Below are 14,845 nucleotides of genomic sequence, written 5' to 3' on the forward strand. Positions count from 1 at the left end.
TCTAAAAATTAACCAATTTTGAAAATTTAAGATTCAAATTCCCATAATAATGATGTAGATTAACCCCTATTTCATTCATAAAAATAAATTAAGGAAGCAAAATGAAAGACTTAGACTGGAATAACCTTGGTTTTAGTTATATCAAAACAGATTACCGTTTCATCGCCCACTGGAAAGATGGCAAATGGGACGAAGGCAAACTCACCACAGACAATACCTTACATATTCACGAAGGTTCTACCGCACTGCACTATGGTCAACAATGCTTTGAAGGCTTAAAAGCTTATCGTTGCAAAGACGGCTCAATCAACTTATTCCGTCCACAAGAAAATGCAAAACGCATGCAACATACATCAGATCGTTTACTCATGCCACAGGTGCCCACTGAATTATTTATCCGTGCATGTAAAGAAGTAGTGAAAGCAAACGAAGAATGGGTTGGACCTTACGGCTCTGGCGCAACCCTATATTTACGTCCATTTTTAATTGGTGTGGGGGAAAATATTGGTGTAAAAGCTGCGCCAGAATTTATTTTCTCTGTATTCTGCTGCCCAGTTGGTGCCTATTTCAAAGGTGGTTTAACTCCATCTAACTTTATTACCACCGAATACGATCGCGCTGCACCAATGGGAACCGGTGGCGTAAAAGTGGGGGGTAACTACGCTGCAAGCCTTCTTCCACACGTATTAGCAGCAGAACAAGGTACGCCAGAACGTAAATTCGCTGATGCCATTTATTTAGATCCAAAAACTCACACTAAAATTGAAGAAGTCGGTGCGGCAAACTTCTTTGGAATCACAAAAGATAATAAATTCATCACGCCAAAATCAGAATCTATTTTACCAAGTATCACCAAATACTCTCTTTTACATATCGCAAAAGAGCGTTTAGGTATGGAAGCAATTGAAGGCGATGTTTATATCGATCAGCTAGATCAATTTGCTGAAGCGGGTGCTTGTGGTACTGCAGCGGTCATTTCACCTGTTGGCGGAATCCAACATAAAGGTAAATTCCATGTGTTCTATTCTGAAACTGAAGTTGGCCCAGTAACACGTCGCCTTTATGAAGAACTCACAGGCATTCAATTCGGTGATGTCGAAGCCCCTGAAGGCTGGATTGTGAAAGTAGAATAATAAATAAGTGCGGTGACTTTTCACCGCATTTTCTTTATCTCATCTTATTCCATTTCGCTATAAATCATTCATTTCAATTCTTTCTCAACATAAAAAATCTCTTTTATTATCTTTTTACAAACAATGCTTTCATAAAAAGAAAATGAACTGGGATTATATCATTAACGTTTTTCCGCGATTTGTAGATGCAACATTAATGACACTTGCTCTCTCCTTTTGGGGAATCTTACTTTCGCTGATTATCGGCACTATTTGTGCAGTGATAAGTACTTACCAAGTGAAATCATTAAGCTGGCTAGTTAAAAGCTACATTGAACTTTCTCGTAATACCCCACTTTTAATTCAAGTGTTTTTCCTTTATTTCGGCTTATCTAAAGTTGGCATTAAATTAGATGGATTCACTTGTGGTGTGATTGGATTAGCTTTTTTAGGTGGGAGCTATATGGCTGAGGCCATTCGCGGGGGATTAGAAGCAGTCTCAAAAGGGCAAATAGAATCTGCACTCAGCATCGGTTTAACACCTTTTCAGGCTTTCCGCTATGTGATTTTACCTCAAGCCTTTGCTATTTCTATACCAGCTATTGGAGCAAACTGTTTATTTTTAATGAAAGAAACCTCCGTTATTAGCGCAGTTGCTGTCGCAGAATTAATGTTTATTGCAAAAGAAATCATTGGTATGGATTACAAAACAAATGAGTCCTTATTTTTATTGATTGTATTTTATCTAATTATTTTATTACCGATGTCAATTTTGATTCGCTATTTAGAAAAACGTACTCGGAGAGCAAAATATGGGGCTTGAATTATTATTCCAAGGTAACCAATTAAACTGCTTACTCCATGGGCTTTGGATTACCGCTGAAATTGCATTTATTTCAGTATTTTTTGCTTGCTTCTTAGGGATTATTTTAGGCGTACTGATGACAAGTAAAAATAATATTATCAAAGCAATTACAGGCTTTTATCTTGAATTTGTACGCCTTATCCCATTATTAGTGTTGTTGTTTCTTGCCTATTTTGGATTAGCAAAATGGTTTGATATCCATTTAGATAGTGTCACCGTCTGTATTCTTGTCTTTATTTTTTGGGGAACTGCAGAAATGGGGGATCTCGTGCGTGGTGCGCTCACCTCCATTGAAAAGCACCAAATTGAATCGGCTTACGCCCTAGGCTTAACGCCCTTGCAAACTTTCATTTATATTTTACTTCCTCAAAGCCTAAAACGAGTGACACCAAGTATGATTAACTTATTCACACGTATGATAAAAACCAGTTCACTTGCCATGTTAATTGGTGTGGTTGAAGTTATCAAAGTTGGTCAACAAATTATTGAACATTCTCTTTTCACTAATCAGTCCGCTGCCCTTTGGATATACGGTGTAATTTTCTGTTTATATTTTGTAATTTGTTATCCACTTTCATTATTTTCTCGTTATTTAGAAGCGCGTTGGGAAAATTAAGGAACCAAAATGGCATTATTAGAAATCAAAAATCTTGTTAAAAATTATGGCGATGTAGAAGCGTTAAAAGGAATAAGTCTTTCTGTTGAAAAAGGGGAAGTTGTCGTAATTTTAGGGCCATCTGGCTGTGGGAAAAGCACTTTTTTACGCACACTAAATGGCTTAGAACCAATAAAGAGCGGTCAATTATTACTGCAAAATGCAGGCATACTTGGCAAAGACATCAGTTGGGTAAGAGCGCGCCAACGTATTGGTATGGTGTTTCAAAGTTATGAATTATTTGCTCATTTATCAGTGATCGACAACATTCTACTTGGACCATTAAAAGTACAAAAACGCGATCGTGCTGAAGCAGAAAAACAAGCAGATGAATTACTCAAACGAGTGGGATTATATGAGCGTAAAAATGCCTATCCACGCGAGCTTTCAGGTGGTCAAAAGCAACGCATAGCCATTGTGCGTACCCTATGTATGAATCCTGAAATTATTCTATTTGATGAAGTGACCGCTGCATTGGATCCAGAAATGGTACGCGAAGTACTCGATGTTATTTTAGGTCTAGCCAAAGATGGCATGACAATGTTGATTGTGACACATGAAATGAATTTTGCACGTCAAGTCGCACATCGCATTGTATTTATGGATAAAGGTCAAATTATCGAACAAGCCAAGCCTGAAGATTTCTTCACGAATCCAACCACGGATCGGGCGAAAACATTCTTAAACATCTTAAACTATGAACCAAGAGGGACAAACTATGAAGAAAACATTTAAAAAATTAACCGCACTTTTTGCCACGGCAGCACTTGCTTTTGGATTATCGGCCTGTAACGATAAAGAACAGGTCAAAGAAACGAAACAAGCTTCTGCAATTGAACAAATCAAACAAGCAGGCAAAGTACGCATTGGCGTATTCAGTGATAAACCGCCATTTGGCTATGTGGATGCCCAAGGAAAAAGCCAAGGGTTTGATGTAGAAATCGGTAAAGCGATTACGAAGGATCTATTAGGCGATGAAAATAAAGTGGAATTTGTGCTTGTAGATGCGGCAAACCGCGCTGAATATTTACTTTCCAAGAAAGTAGATATTATTCTAGCGAATTTTACTGTCACCGCAGCACGTAAGGAAGTGGTCGATTTTGCTAACCCTTATATGAAAGTTGCACTTGGCGTGGTGTCTAAAAATGGTGAAGTCATTACAAACCTTGAACAATTAAAAGATAAAACCCTGATTGTGGATAAAGGGACTACCGCGGATATTTTCTTTACCAAAAATTATCCCAACATCAAATTACTTAAATTTGAACAAAATACCGAAACCTTTGAAGCATTACGTGACGGACGTGGTGATGCACTTTCTAATGACAACACCTTCTTATTTGCTTGGGCTAAACAAAACCCAGGCTACACAGTAGGCGTAAAAAGTTTTGGCGATCAAGATGTTATTGCCCCTGCAGTACGCAAAGATGCGCCAGATTTACTCAATTGGTTAAATACTGAAATTGTGAAACTTTCTAAAGAAAGCGTATTAAAACAAGCCTATGAAAAAACATTATTGCCAGTTTATGGTGATAGCGTCAGCGAAAGCGATATTGCGGTTCAATATAAATAATAAATGCAAATAAAAATAAGCGCGGGGAAACCAGCGCTTATTTTTTATAAATGAAAATAGGGCTAAAACCTACTGCACTTTATGGGTTCATTCCCCAATGATGTGTGTTTTTATCAAATTTGATTCCAGAATGCGAACCTTCCGCCCCATTAAAATACACATCTTTATTCGCACAAGCCGAAACAACCAATGCAGCCGCGACCACTAACAACCATTTTTTCATGATTTATCCTTTATTGAAAATTGAATGATGGAAAAATTATAGCATAGATTTAAACTTTGCCTGACTTTCTCCCCTCATTAAAATTCAGGTGTATTAAAAAAGGCACTTTGTGAAGAATCTTGAGCCAGTTTATCTGCTTGCTTACGCAAAGTGGTTTTATAACCCTCCGCTAACACATTGCACTGTAAGGTTTGTTCTAAAAAGGTTTTATTTAAAGTATTGGCTGGTTTTGAAAGCAGTTCATGCACTGCCATCACAGTTAATGCTGGATAAGGACGCTTAACCAAGACCAGTTCATCATCTTGATGAATTTCACCCGCCTCTAATACACGCGCATACCATCCCACCAACCCCGTTTCCACCACCACTTTTCGTGTTTCTGGTACATTCGTATTTTGAGATAATGTATTACACGGCTTGCGAGGTTGGCAAACTTCAATTAACGCTTCGCCAATACGAAATTGATCACCAATACAAACATTATTTTCATCCAGATCAGACACCACAAAATTTTCACCAAAACGTGAATCTTGTAAATAATCATACGACAAAGCCAAAAGTGCGGTCAGTTTTTCTAAACTTTTTTGCCCATTGAAAAAAATAGCTTTATCAACCCCACCATGATGTTTAATGTTCGCGACTTCATCCCCTATAGGGCCCAAACGTTCAACCCGAATGTGCGATACCGCATGTTTACGAATAGCCGTTGTAATTTGTTTACCACCAGATAATGTGAGCACGCTTGCTTTGGCGGCTTTCACGGCTAAAATTTTGCTCATTTATATTACTCCAAGTTTTATTTAAGCCTTATTCCTGAATTTTATCATGAACCATCAGTTCTTTAACATATACAGATAAAAAAGCGCCCTACATTTGCCGGGCGCTTCACTTACTTTAGAAATTTATTATTGTTATTAGATTACCATTGGTATCCGTATGCTGCACCAACCATCGTATCTTTTTTACTAAAATACCGATACCACAGAAAGTGAAGATAATGTTGAAACTATTTTTGATGCGCTTTTGTCCTTTACATAAGCTAAAGTGGCTTTATTTATATTTGCTAACACAGTTGCGGTTCGAGCTGTCATATCTACCACAAATAGATCAATAAGTTTATTTTGTTTATGCTGACTTAGGCGACTTTTTCTCATTTGGCTATCTTAGCCTAAATAGAGTTTTTAGTCGTTATCTAGAACAACCCCTTAAATTTAAACTTTTCCCCCAATACCTTTAAATTTTTCAACAAATGCGGATATTTTTTGAAAAACACTCTGTTTTTTAGTGAGGTATTGTGGATTAAGTGGGCTCATTTTAGGGAGCGCCTCATTTAAATCTGTACCTTGTTCACTTGCATATCCACGTTGTAATGACACGTTAATATAACGTTTGGCATCTTCAATATTAAGTCCTTCGGTATTTATCAATTCATTGGCTTCTTGTTGTTGCTCTTTTTGGGCAAATTGGAAGAATGACTCAATAATGCCAGCTTTATCGGCAATGTTATCTAAATCAGTTTGATTAATAAAATCCACAATCAAACTTTCTTTCGCTCGATTTCCAAGGCTGGAGCGGATAATGGCACGAATTTCATCAATAAGCTCAGATTTGTTTTTAGTTTTTTTATTGTGCTCAAATATTAATTCTAAAATGTAATCTAAATTGATTTCTTGGGATTTTAATAAATCCACTTCAAACACCACATCGTCCCAATCAATGGTCGATTTTGCTTTTTCCTCGCCATCTTTTTGACGACGGAGCCAATCCTGAATATCGTTGTAAGTTGAACGGTAATTCTGAATGCTACGTTCGCTTGGCATATCAATAGGTTGCATTTCAGCAAAAGCCTCATCCGTTAAATAATATTTTTCTTTAAAGGCTTCAACGGCTTTTGCATCGTTGGTATCGAGCGATTGAAATGCGTGTAAAGCAGCAAACTCATCATAGTTTTGCAGAATGTTTTCAACCCGCAAATATTCACCAAATAATTTCACAAAGTCTTTCTTGTCTTTTTCAGTTTGAATTACATTTGGCTCCGGGAAGCGTTCTTGTAACTCTGCAATAACGTCTAAATACCCACGACGGGCCACGCCAGCATCGGTAAAGCCTTCCATATATTCTTGGTAACTTTTTTCCAAAACGACATTGCGCGTATTGGATTTACCGAAAAGGGTAATCGCATCAATGGTATCTTGTTCCAAATCACGGAAAGTGACGATATTGCCAAAACTTTTGGTGCTGTTATAAATGCGGTTTGTGCGTGAATAAGCTTGAATCAAACCATGGTAACGCAAGTTTTTGTCCACAAATAACGTGTTTAAGGTTGGGGCATCAAAACCAGTTAAAAACATTCCAACAACAATCAGTAAATCCATCTCTTTGTTTTTAACGCGTTTAGCAAGATCACGATAATAGTTTTGGAAGGATTTACCATCCACATCATAATTGGTGGCAAAATAGCCGTTATAATCATCAATGGCAGATTTTAAAAATTCCTTGGCTGAGGAGTTCATCGCCTCCACTTCAAAACTTTCATCGACAATATCGCCAATCGCATCTTGTTCTTCGTTTGCCGCAAAAGAGAAGATTGTTGCAATTTTAAGTGGACTTTTGACCGCACTTTGCAACTGTTTGAACGTTTCGTAATAGATTTTAGCCGCATCGACACTACTTACCGCAAACATCGCATTAAAGCCATTGTTACCCGCATTAAAACGGTGGGTCTTTTGTTTGAAATTATTTAAGACATATTGGGCAATTTGCTTGATACGTTCTGGGTGTAAAAAAGCTTGTTTTTTCTCAAGTGCGGTCAGTTTTTCAAGATTTTTTTCGGTTTCAATGCTTTTAAATTGTGGTCGTACATCATTGTAATCCACTTTAAATTTCAGCACTTTTTCATCACGAATCGCATCGGTGATAATGTAAGAATGAAGTTCAACACCAAAAACACTCGCCGTGGTTTCCGCACCTAATGCGTTACTTGGGAAAATCGGCGTACCGGTAAAACCGAATTGATAGTATTTTTTGAATTTTCTCGTCAGATTTTTTTGCGCTTCACCAAATTGAGAACGATGACATTCATCAAAGATAAAGACGACCTGCTTATCGTAAATCGGCAATTTATCTTCCGATTTCATCAGGTTATTGAGCTTTTGAATGGTGGTAACAATGATTTTATTGTCATCTTTTTCGATATTGCGTTTTAGCCCAGCCGTACTTTCCGAACCATTCACGCTATCCGGTGAAAAACGTTGGTATTCTTTCATGGTTTGATAGTCCAAATCCTTTCTATCGACCACGAAGAATACTTTTTCAATAAAGTCTAGTTCTGTTGCAAGACGTGCGGCTTTAAAGCTGGTGAGCGTTTTGCCTGAGCCGGTGGTGTGCCAAATATAGCCGCCACTCTCGCGATTGCTCCAGCTTTTTGCTAAATAAGAACTTTTAATTTTCCATAAAATACGCTCAGTGGCAGCAATTTGATATGGGCGCATAATCAATAGGGTGTCTGAAACATCAAACACGCAGTAATTTACCAACACATTGAGCAGAGTATGTTTTTGCAAGAATGTCGCCGTAAAATCCTTTAAATCTTTAATCAGAGTATTTTTTGCCGTTGCCCAATTCATTGTAAAGTCATAGCTGTTCTTATCGCGTTTGGTGGTGTTGGCAAAATAGCGAGTATCCGTGCCATTAGAAATGATAAAAATCTGAATATATTTAAAGAGAGAATTTTCTTTATTGAAACTTTCTTTGCTGTAGCGATGAATTTGATTAAAGGCTTCACGAATTGCCACGCCACGTTTCTTTAATTCAATATGTACAAGCGGTAAACCATTGACCAAAATTGTCACATCATAACGATTGTCATAGTTGCCGGTTTGTTCAAATTGATTGATAACTTGCACGGCGTTATTGGCAAGATTTTTCTTATCTAACAAATAAATATTCTGAATACGTCCATTATCAAACACAAAATCATAAATATAGTCGTCATGAATTTTACGGGTTTTCTCAATCAGGCTATCACTGGGTTTATCCAAATATTCCTCTAAAAAACGTCGCCATTCCGCATCGGAGAAAACCACGTTATTTAAGCGTTGTAATTGTGCCCGTAAATTTTTAATCAACTCATCATGGCCATTGAGTCCTTGCAAATACTCATAGCCTTGAGCCTGTAAATCGCGGATAAATTCACGCTCAAGGCTTCCTTCCGTTTGATAACCCGCATTAGGCTCTTCCACAAATTTATTATATTGATCTAAAACGATAAAATTATTGGATTCAGCGATGGTTTTGTATTGGGTCATGAGTGGCTCCTTAATGCTTTTGCTTTTGCAGATCTTTTTGCCAGTTTTCTAAAATTTCTAAATCTTCATTATCAGCCTGTATGCGTTTTTGTTGTTTTCTGACCTGATCAAATAAGGCATATTGTTCTTTGGTAAAGGTTTCCATTTGTTTTACGGTTCGGGTTCCATTGCCGATAAGCAACGGGAAACCGTTAAATTCAATTAAATTATCGACATTATTACGCCAGAAATTTAATGTCAGATCTTGACGGTTTCTAACACGTAATTCAGCACTTTCTAAAAAGATCACCACTAAACGATTCAAAGAATCTAATTCATCATGAGTTAAATAGTTTTTAGCGGTAATAATATCGCCTTTACGTACAACAGTACCTTTCCAAGAGGTGAGGCCCATATTAGGCAATTCAGCATTTGCACGAGTACAAATGAGTTCTGCAGCGGTTTGTTGTGTAATGGCATAGATCAACTTATTTTGTGTTTCTGCAAAAAACATTTGAGTGACTTTATCTGTTTTATCGTAGTCACTGGATAATTTAAATAGCTCTCGTACTTTTTGGTAAAACCGCAATTCACTGGCTCGAATTTCACGAATTTGTTCCAGTAATTCATCAAAATGATCAAATCGACCTTGCGGGTTTTTCAACCGCTCTTTATCTAATAGAAAACCTTTATCTAAATAAGTACGTAATTGTGTATTCGCCCAACGACGAAACTGTACACCACGTGGGCTACGCACACGAAAGCCGATGGCGAGAATCATATCAAGGGAATAATGTTTTACTTGATATTGCTTGCCATCTTGGGCAGTTATCAAGTAATCCTTGATAACTGAATTTTCGTCTAATTCATTGTCTTCTAATATATTTTTTATATGTAAGGCGATATTTTGTACAGAGGTGTCAAAAAGTTCCGCAAGCTGATTTTGAGTTAGCCATGCTTCATTTTCTACGACAAGCAATGCAACGTGAGATTTACCGTCGTCGGTGTTGTAGATGATTAAGTCGTTCATTAGTTATTCCATAAAATTACAGTTGCTACTGAGCTATGAAAAATTTAATAACAATTTCCTGTAATACTCATACCGCTTTTGGCTTTGTTCAATCGCTAAAGGCAAGCCTTCGGTGATGGAATTGGTTAAGGTTTCAAATTTATCGAGGATTGAAACGATGCGTTGTTGTTCTTCGAGTGGGGGAACATCAAACTCATATTGCAAAATTGCAGTTTTATCCCCTCGAGGCATTTTGGCACCTTTTGAATATTTAACGTTGTATTCAAAGAAATGTTCATTTGCCAATATATGATAAAGATAACGTGGAATAATATTTTCATCTGTCAATCGTATAACTAACACATCACCATTTGTTCCACCAGTTTTATCTGCTAACCAAATTTTTCTTAAATAGGGACGAATGTTTCCAATTAAAATATCATCAGGAAGATATTCAATAAATGAGCCTTCAGTTGGTACATAATTGGAACTTGTTTTACCCAGTTTATTTTGAAGTAAATTCTCAACCCCTATATAATTTTCTTTATCCAATTTATCAGTCGAGATGCGTGATTTTGCATAAATAGCCACATCAATAAGTTTCTTCTTCCCCCCCCCCGAATTTAATTGTTCTAAACTATCAAAAGATAATAATTTTTCTCGATAGTATTCATATTGCTTCTGGCGTAGTATAAGCTCGCTGGTAAGCTCGCTGGTAAGCTCGCTGGTAAGTACTGTCAATGTGTCCAAAATTCGGACGATTTCGGTTTGGACGGAGAGTGGGGGGATGGGGATTAATTTATTTGCATAATTAGAAATCCATTGGCGTTTATGGTCGCTATCAAGTTGGCTATTTGGTAGTGTATTTAACCAGTAGTAAATATATTTCAGTAAAGTGATATTTTCATCTTTTGATGTAATCATTTTCATTGCTGATGATTTTGCTTTAAAGTCAAAATCTACCCATTTGTTAGCCGTTGTGAAATCATCAAAAATAATGACAGGAGATTTTGAAGCAAAATATATTCCCTCTTCTTCATCAGTATATCCAAGAATAAATGTTTTACCTGCCGTCAAAACAGGTGTTGAAAACTCATCACTATATACTGTTGAACTAACAAGATATTTTGTTGGTTGTTCGTAGGCAGTAACTTCACCTAAAGGCTTCCACTCAACCTCAGCCCCATCCAATAATTTTTCTAAAAAAGTGCGGTTGTTTTTCATGGTGTTTTACCCCTCAATCTCCGCCACAATTTTGTCAATCTCAGCACGCAAGCGGTCAATATTAGCTACAGTTTTACGAATTTCCGCATTGAGTTCATCAATATTAATCACTTCGCGAGTGTCTTTTTGTTCCACATACGAACTCACTGCAAGGTTGTATTCATTTTTGGCGATTTCTTCAATGGGAACTAATTTTGCCAAATGCGGTACATCTTCTTTATCGGCAAACAGCTTTAGAATTTGCTCAATATGTTCCTCTTCCAAAAGGTTGTTATTGGTGGCGGATTTAAATAAATCGCTGGCATCGATAAATTGAGTTTGGGTATTGGGTTTGTGCTTGGACAAAACCAAAATATTCACGGCAATACTGGTGCCGTAAAATAAATTAGGTGCAAGGGCAATCACGGTTTCTACAAAATTGTTTTCCACCAAATATTGACGAATTTTTTGTTCCGCACCGCCGCGATAAAAAATGCCAGGAAAGGAAACAATCGCCGCACGACCTTTTGCTGAAAGATAGCTCAAAGCGTGCAAAATAAAGGCGAAATCTGCTTTGGATTTCGGTGCAAGTACGCCAGCAGGGGCGAAACGTTCATCGTTAATCAGTGTGGGATCGTCTGAACCAATCCATTTCACGGAGTAAGGCGGGTTAGAAACGATAGCATCGAAAGGTTTATCATCGCCAAATTGTGGTTCCATTAAGGTGTTGCCAAGGGCGATATCAAACTTGTCGTAGTTGATGTTATGCAAAAACATATTCATACGGGCAAGGTTGTATGTGGTGTGGTTTATTTCCTGCCCGAAGAATCCTTCTTCAATGATGTGTTCGTCAAATTGTTTTTTCGCTTGCAATAATAAAGAACCGGAACCTGCAGCGGGGTCATAAATTTTGTTGACCTTGTCTTGTCCATACAAAGCCAGTCGAGCAATCAGCTTGGAAACGCATTGTGGTGTAAAGAACTCGCCACCTGATTTACCGGCATTAGCAGCATAATTGGAAATTAAAAATTCGTAAGCATCACCGAATAAATCAATATGATTATCTTCAAAGTCACCAAAATCTAACTCAGCAACGCCTTTTAACACGGCAGCTAGACGGCTGTTTTTATCGGCAACGGTATTGCCTAAGCGGTTGCTGGTGGTATCAAAATCGGCAAATAAGCCTTTGATATCCTGTTCGGAAGGGTAGCCAGTAGCAGAATTTTCGATATCTGTAAAAATGCTTTTCAGATCCGTATTTAAATTCGGATTAGTATTGGCTGTTGCCACGACATTTTTAAATAACTGGCTTGGGTAAATAAAGTAACCTTTGGTTTTTATGGCATCCGTTTTAATTTCAGGTGTGATGATTTCATCAGGCAATTTAGCGTAATTCACACTTTCATCACCCGCTTCAATATAATTGGTAAAGTTTTCACTAATAAAACGATAGAAAAGTGTGCCAAGCACATATTGTTTAAAATCCCATCCATCGACAGAACCACGCACATCATTAGCAATTTGCCAAATTTTGCGTTGGAGTTCGGCACGTTGTTGCATTGCTATTGTCATAAAATCCTCAAAATATTTTATGTAATGAGTTAAATAAAGATGTGAAAAATTATACAGGAAATGAGTATGTTATGTGTGAGTTTCTATGCGTTTATCCCTAAAACTTCATTTGGGTTGTTTGTAAAAAATAATAGCTCGTCTGAAGGTTCTGCCTTGATAAAGTGCGGTTGAAATTCGCAATATTTTTATGAATAGCTTTTTTAGCGGAGAATATTTGAGAAAGGGCATGTCGTGCATGCCCTATAGCTTGACGTATTAGTTCATAATTCCTTTATGTCTTAACAAGGCATCTAATTGCGGTTCACGGCCACGGAAGCGTTTGAAGAGTTCCATTGGTTCTTCTGAGCCACCACGCGTAAGAATTTCATCTAAGAATGATTTGCCTGTGATTGGGTTGAAAATTCCTTCTTCTTCAAAGCGTGAATACGCGTCTGCTGATAGTACTTCTGCCCATAAATAGCTGTAGTAACCTGCGGCATAGCCCCCTGCAAAAATATGGCTGAAGCTGTGCGGAGTTCTTGCCCAATCTACGCCTTTTATGACGGCAACTTGTGATTTCACCGCTTTAAGTGTTTCTAATATTTGATTGGTTTTTTCCGCATCAAAGGTGTGATGCAAACGGAAATCAAAAATCCCGAATTCAAGCTGACGCAAAATAAACATCGCCGCTTGGAAATTTTTCGCTTTTAACAATTGCGTAAGTTTTTCTTTTGGCAACGGCTCGCCTGTTTCGTAATGTCCTGAAATAAACGCCAAAGCCTCTTCTTCCCAGCACCAGTTTTCCATAAATTGACTTGGTAATTCCACTGCATCCCAAGGCACACCGTTAATCCCCGCCACATCGGAGACATCAATTTGCGTGAGCATATGATGAATGCCGTGACCAAATTCGTGGAATAGCGTGGTAACTTCATCGTGCGTAAACAACGCTGGCTTATTACCTATAGGGGCGTTGAAGTTGCAAGTTAAATACGCCACTGGAGTTTGAATGCTGCCATCCTGTTTACGTTTGCGCCCAATACAATCGTCCATCCACGCCCCACCACGTTTGTGTTCGCGTGCATATAAATCAAGATAGAAACTGCCACGAAGTTGATCGTTTTCATCAATTAAATCAAAGAAACGCACATCTTTGTGCCAAGTATCCACACCTTTGCGTTCAACTGCACGAATATTGAAAATACGTTTAATTAATTCAAATAAACCTGAAATTACGCGATTTTCAGGGAAATATGGGCGAAGTTCTTCATCATTAATGGCGTATAAATGTTGTTTTTGTTTTTCGCTGTAAAAACCAATATCCCAAGGTGCAAGTTCAGTAACACCAAATTCTTTTTCGCAGTAATCTTTCAATTCTTGCAATTCTTTTTCGCCTTGTGGTTTGGCACGTTCGGCAAGATGATCTAAGAAATCAAGCACTTGCTGTGGGTTTTCAGCCATTTTGGTGGCAAGTGAAAGTTCGGTGTAAGTGTTAAAACCGAGTAATTTTGCCAATTCCACGCGCAATGTAAGAATTTCTTCCATGACTTTACTGTTATCCCATTTGCCTGCATTAGGGCCTTGTTCAGAGGCGCGTGTTGCATAAGCACGGTACATTTCTTCACGCAATACACGATTTTCGCAGTAAGTCATTACAGGCAAATAACTTGGGATTTCTAACGTAAAACGATAACCTTTCAATCCTTTACTTTCGGCAGATTGTTGTGCCGCTTGCAGTGCGGACTCTGGTAAGCCAGCAAGTTCTGATTCGTTTTCAATGAGTTTTTCCCACCCCATTGTGGCATCTAATACGTTATTGCTAAATTGTGAATTTAATTCCGATAAGCGCGCCACAATTTCGCCATAACGTTGTTGTTTATCTTCGGAAAGCCCGATACCTGAAAGTTCAAAATCACGCAGTGAATTTTCAATAGCTTTCTTTTGCGCAATAGAATAATCAGTAAATTCAGCGCTGTTTTTTAACGCTAAATAGGCATTATAAAGCCCTTTATGCTGACCAACCCAAGTGCTGTATTCAGAAAGTAATGGCAAACACGCTTGATAGGCTTCACGTAATTCAGCACTGTTTTTTACTGAATTGAGATGAGAAACGGGTGACCAAGCACGATTTAAGCGCTCATTGGTTTCCGTTAAAGGTAAAATGAAATTTTCCCAAGTAAAGTGCGGTTGTTTTAACACTTGTTCTATCGTATCGCGACAGTCTTGAATTAATTTTTCAACAGCCGGTTGAATATGTTCTGGCTTGATTTGTGAAAATGGCGGTAGGCCTTGAATGTTAAGTAATGGATTTGACATAGACATAAATGTTCCTTTTTTGAAAACTACTTTTTATGTGACGGCAAATTCT

The 14,845-nt window shown here is 37.8% G+C and carries 12 protein-coding genes and 1 pseudogene; 5 read left to right on the forward strand and 8 right to left on the reverse strand.

Annotation, left to right across the window (positions count from 1 at the left end; genetic code table 11):
* The first annotated feature begins 101 nt into the window (after nt 1-101).
* From KP712_RS04150 to KP712_RS04170, 5 genes are all read left to right on the forward strand, one after another.
* Nucleotides 102-1,133: a branched-chain amino acid aminotransferase gene (locus tag KP712_RS04150; protein WP_005626306.1), complete on the forward strand. Its 1,032-nt coding sequence runs from the start codon at nt 102-104 to the stop codon at nt 1,131-1,133.
* A gap of 142 nt (nt 1,134-1,275) precedes the next feature.
* On the forward strand, nt 1,276-1,935 hold the full coding sequence (locus KP712_RS04155; protein ID WP_111407496.1) for an amino acid ABC transporter permease: 660 nt from the start codon (nt 1,276-1,278) through the stop codon (nt 1,933-1,935).
* Nucleotides 1,925-2,593, forward strand: a complete 669-nt coding sequence (locus KP712_RS04160; RefSeq protein ID WP_111407497.1) for an amino acid ABC transporter permease — start codon at nt 1,925-1,927, stop codon at nt 2,591-2,593. Before KP712_RS04155 ends, KP712_RS04160 begins: the two co-directional genes overlap by 11 nt.
* A 9-nt stretch (nt 2,594-2,602) precedes the next feature.
* On the forward strand, nt 2,603-3,367 hold the full coding sequence (locus KP712_RS04165; RefSeq protein ID WP_111407498.1) for an amino acid ABC transporter ATP-binding protein: 765 nt from the start codon (nt 2,603-2,605) through the stop codon (nt 3,365-3,367).
* Nucleotides 3,351-4,205 carry a cysteine ABC transporter substrate-binding protein gene (locus tag KP712_RS04170; RefSeq protein ID WP_111407499.1) on the forward strand — a complete coding sequence of 285 codons (855 nt, stop codon included), beginning with the start codon at nt 3,351-3,353 and terminating at the stop codon, nt 4,203-4,205. The genes KP712_RS04165 and KP712_RS04170 overlap by 17 nt, the downstream gene beginning before the upstream one ends.
* Before the next feature lie 79 nt (nt 4,206-4,284).
* Here KP712_RS04170 and KP712_RS04175 read toward each other — a convergent pair whose 3' ends face one another.
* From KP712_RS04175 to prlC, 8 genes and pseudogenes are all read right to left on the reverse strand, one after another.
* The gene (locus KP712_RS04175; protein WP_111407500.1) at nt 4,285-4,428 is read right to left on the reverse strand and encodes a hypothetical protein; all 144 of its coding nucleotides are present in this window, start codon (nt 4,426-4,428) and stop codon (nt 4,285-4,287) included.
* A 77-nt stretch (nt 4,429-4,505) separates the two neighbouring features.
* The gene (locus KP712_RS04180; RefSeq protein ID WP_111407501.1) at nt 4,506-5,207 is read right to left on the reverse strand and encodes an MOSC domain-containing protein; all 702 of its coding nucleotides are present in this window, start codon (nt 5,205-5,207) and stop codon (nt 4,506-4,508) included.
* 255 nt (nt 5,208-5,462) lie between these two features.
* Nucleotides 5,463-5,582 (reverse strand): annotated as a pseudogene (locus KP712_RS04185) (IS1595 family transposase); the annotation flags it as partial.
* A gap of 57 nt (nt 5,583-5,639) precedes the next feature.
* A complete protein-coding gene (locus KP712_RS04190) occupies nt 5,640-8,735 on the reverse strand; it encodes a type I restriction endonuclease subunit R (RefSeq protein ID WP_111407502.1) in 3,096 nt (1,031 codons plus the stop codon).
* Nucleotides 8,736-8,745: 10 nt separating this feature from the next.
* A complete protein-coding gene (locus KP712_RS04195) occupies nt 8,746-9,744 on the reverse strand; it encodes a virulence RhuM family protein (RefSeq protein WP_111407503.1) in 999 nt (332 codons plus the stop codon).
* 33 nt (nt 9,745-9,777) lie between these two features.
* Entirely contained in the window at nt 9,778-10,947 is a 1,170-nt protein-coding gene (locus KP712_RS04200; protein WP_215770603.1) for a restriction endonuclease subunit S, read from the reverse strand.
* A 6-nt stretch (nt 10,948-10,953) separates the two neighbouring features.
* Nucleotides 10,954-12,498, reverse strand: coding sequence for a type I restriction-modification system subunit M (locus KP712_RS04205; protein WP_111407504.1), 1,545 nt, complete (start codon nt 12,496-12,498; stop codon nt 10,954-10,956).
* Between the two features lie 255 nt (nt 12,499-12,753).
* Nucleotides 12,754-14,793: an oligopeptidase A gene (prlC, locus tag KP712_RS04210; RefSeq protein WP_111407671.1), complete on the reverse strand. Its 2,040-nt coding sequence runs from the start codon at nt 14,791-14,793 to the stop codon at nt 12,754-12,756.
* Nucleotides 14,794-14,845: the final 52 nt, after the last annotated feature.

Source organism: Haemophilus sp. SZY H68 (assembly GCF_018829685.1).
Lineage (GTDB): Bacteria > Pseudomonadota > Gammaproteobacteria > Enterobacterales > Pasteurellaceae > Haemophilus > Haemophilus haemolyticus_K.

Excerpts from the sequence above, each read along its gene's own strand:
- KP712_RS04150 (WP_005626306.1), top strand. The coding sequence starts at position 102 with ATGAAAGACTTAGACTGGAATAACCTTGGTTTTAGTTATATCAAAACA.
- KP712_RS04155 (WP_111407496.1), top strand. The coding sequence starts at position 1,276 with ATGAACTGGGATTATATCATTAACGTTTTTCCGCGATTTGTAGATGCA.
- KP712_RS04160 (WP_111407497.1), top strand. The coding sequence starts at position 1,925 with ATGGGGCTTGAATTATTATTCCAAGGTAACCAATTAAACTGCTTACTC.
- KP712_RS04165 (WP_111407498.1), top strand. The coding sequence starts at position 2,603 with ATGGCATTATTAGAAATCAAAAATCTTGTTAAAAATTATGGCGATGTA.
- KP712_RS04170 (WP_111407499.1), top strand. The coding sequence starts at position 3,351 with ATGAAGAAAACATTTAAAAAATTAACCGCACTTTTTGCCACGGCAGCA.
- KP712_RS04175 (WP_111407500.1), bottom strand. The coding sequence starts at position 4,428 with ATGAAAAAATGGTTGTTAGTGGTCGCGGCTGCATTGGTTGTTTCGGCT.
- KP712_RS04180 (WP_111407501.1), bottom strand. The coding sequence starts at position 5,207 with ATGAGCAAAATTTTAGCCGTGAAAGCCGCCAAAGCAAGCGTGCTCACA.
- KP712_RS04190 (WP_111407502.1), bottom strand. The coding sequence starts at position 8,735 with ATGACCCAATACAAAACCATCGCTGAATCCAATAATTTTATCGTTTTA.
- KP712_RS04195 (WP_111407503.1), bottom strand. The coding sequence starts at position 9,744 with ATGAACGACTTAATCATCTACAACACCGACGACGGTAAATCTCACGTT.
- KP712_RS04200 (WP_215770603.1), bottom strand. The coding sequence starts at position 10,947 with ATGAAAAACAACCGCACTTTTTTAGAAAAATTATTGGATGGGGCTGAG.
- KP712_RS04205 (WP_111407504.1), bottom strand. The coding sequence starts at position 12,498 with ATGACAATAGCAATGCAACAACGTGCCGAACTCCAACGCAAAATTTGG.
- prlC (WP_111407671.1), bottom strand. The coding sequence starts at position 14,793 with ATGTCAAATCCATTACTTAACATTCAAGGCCTACCGCCATTTTCACAA.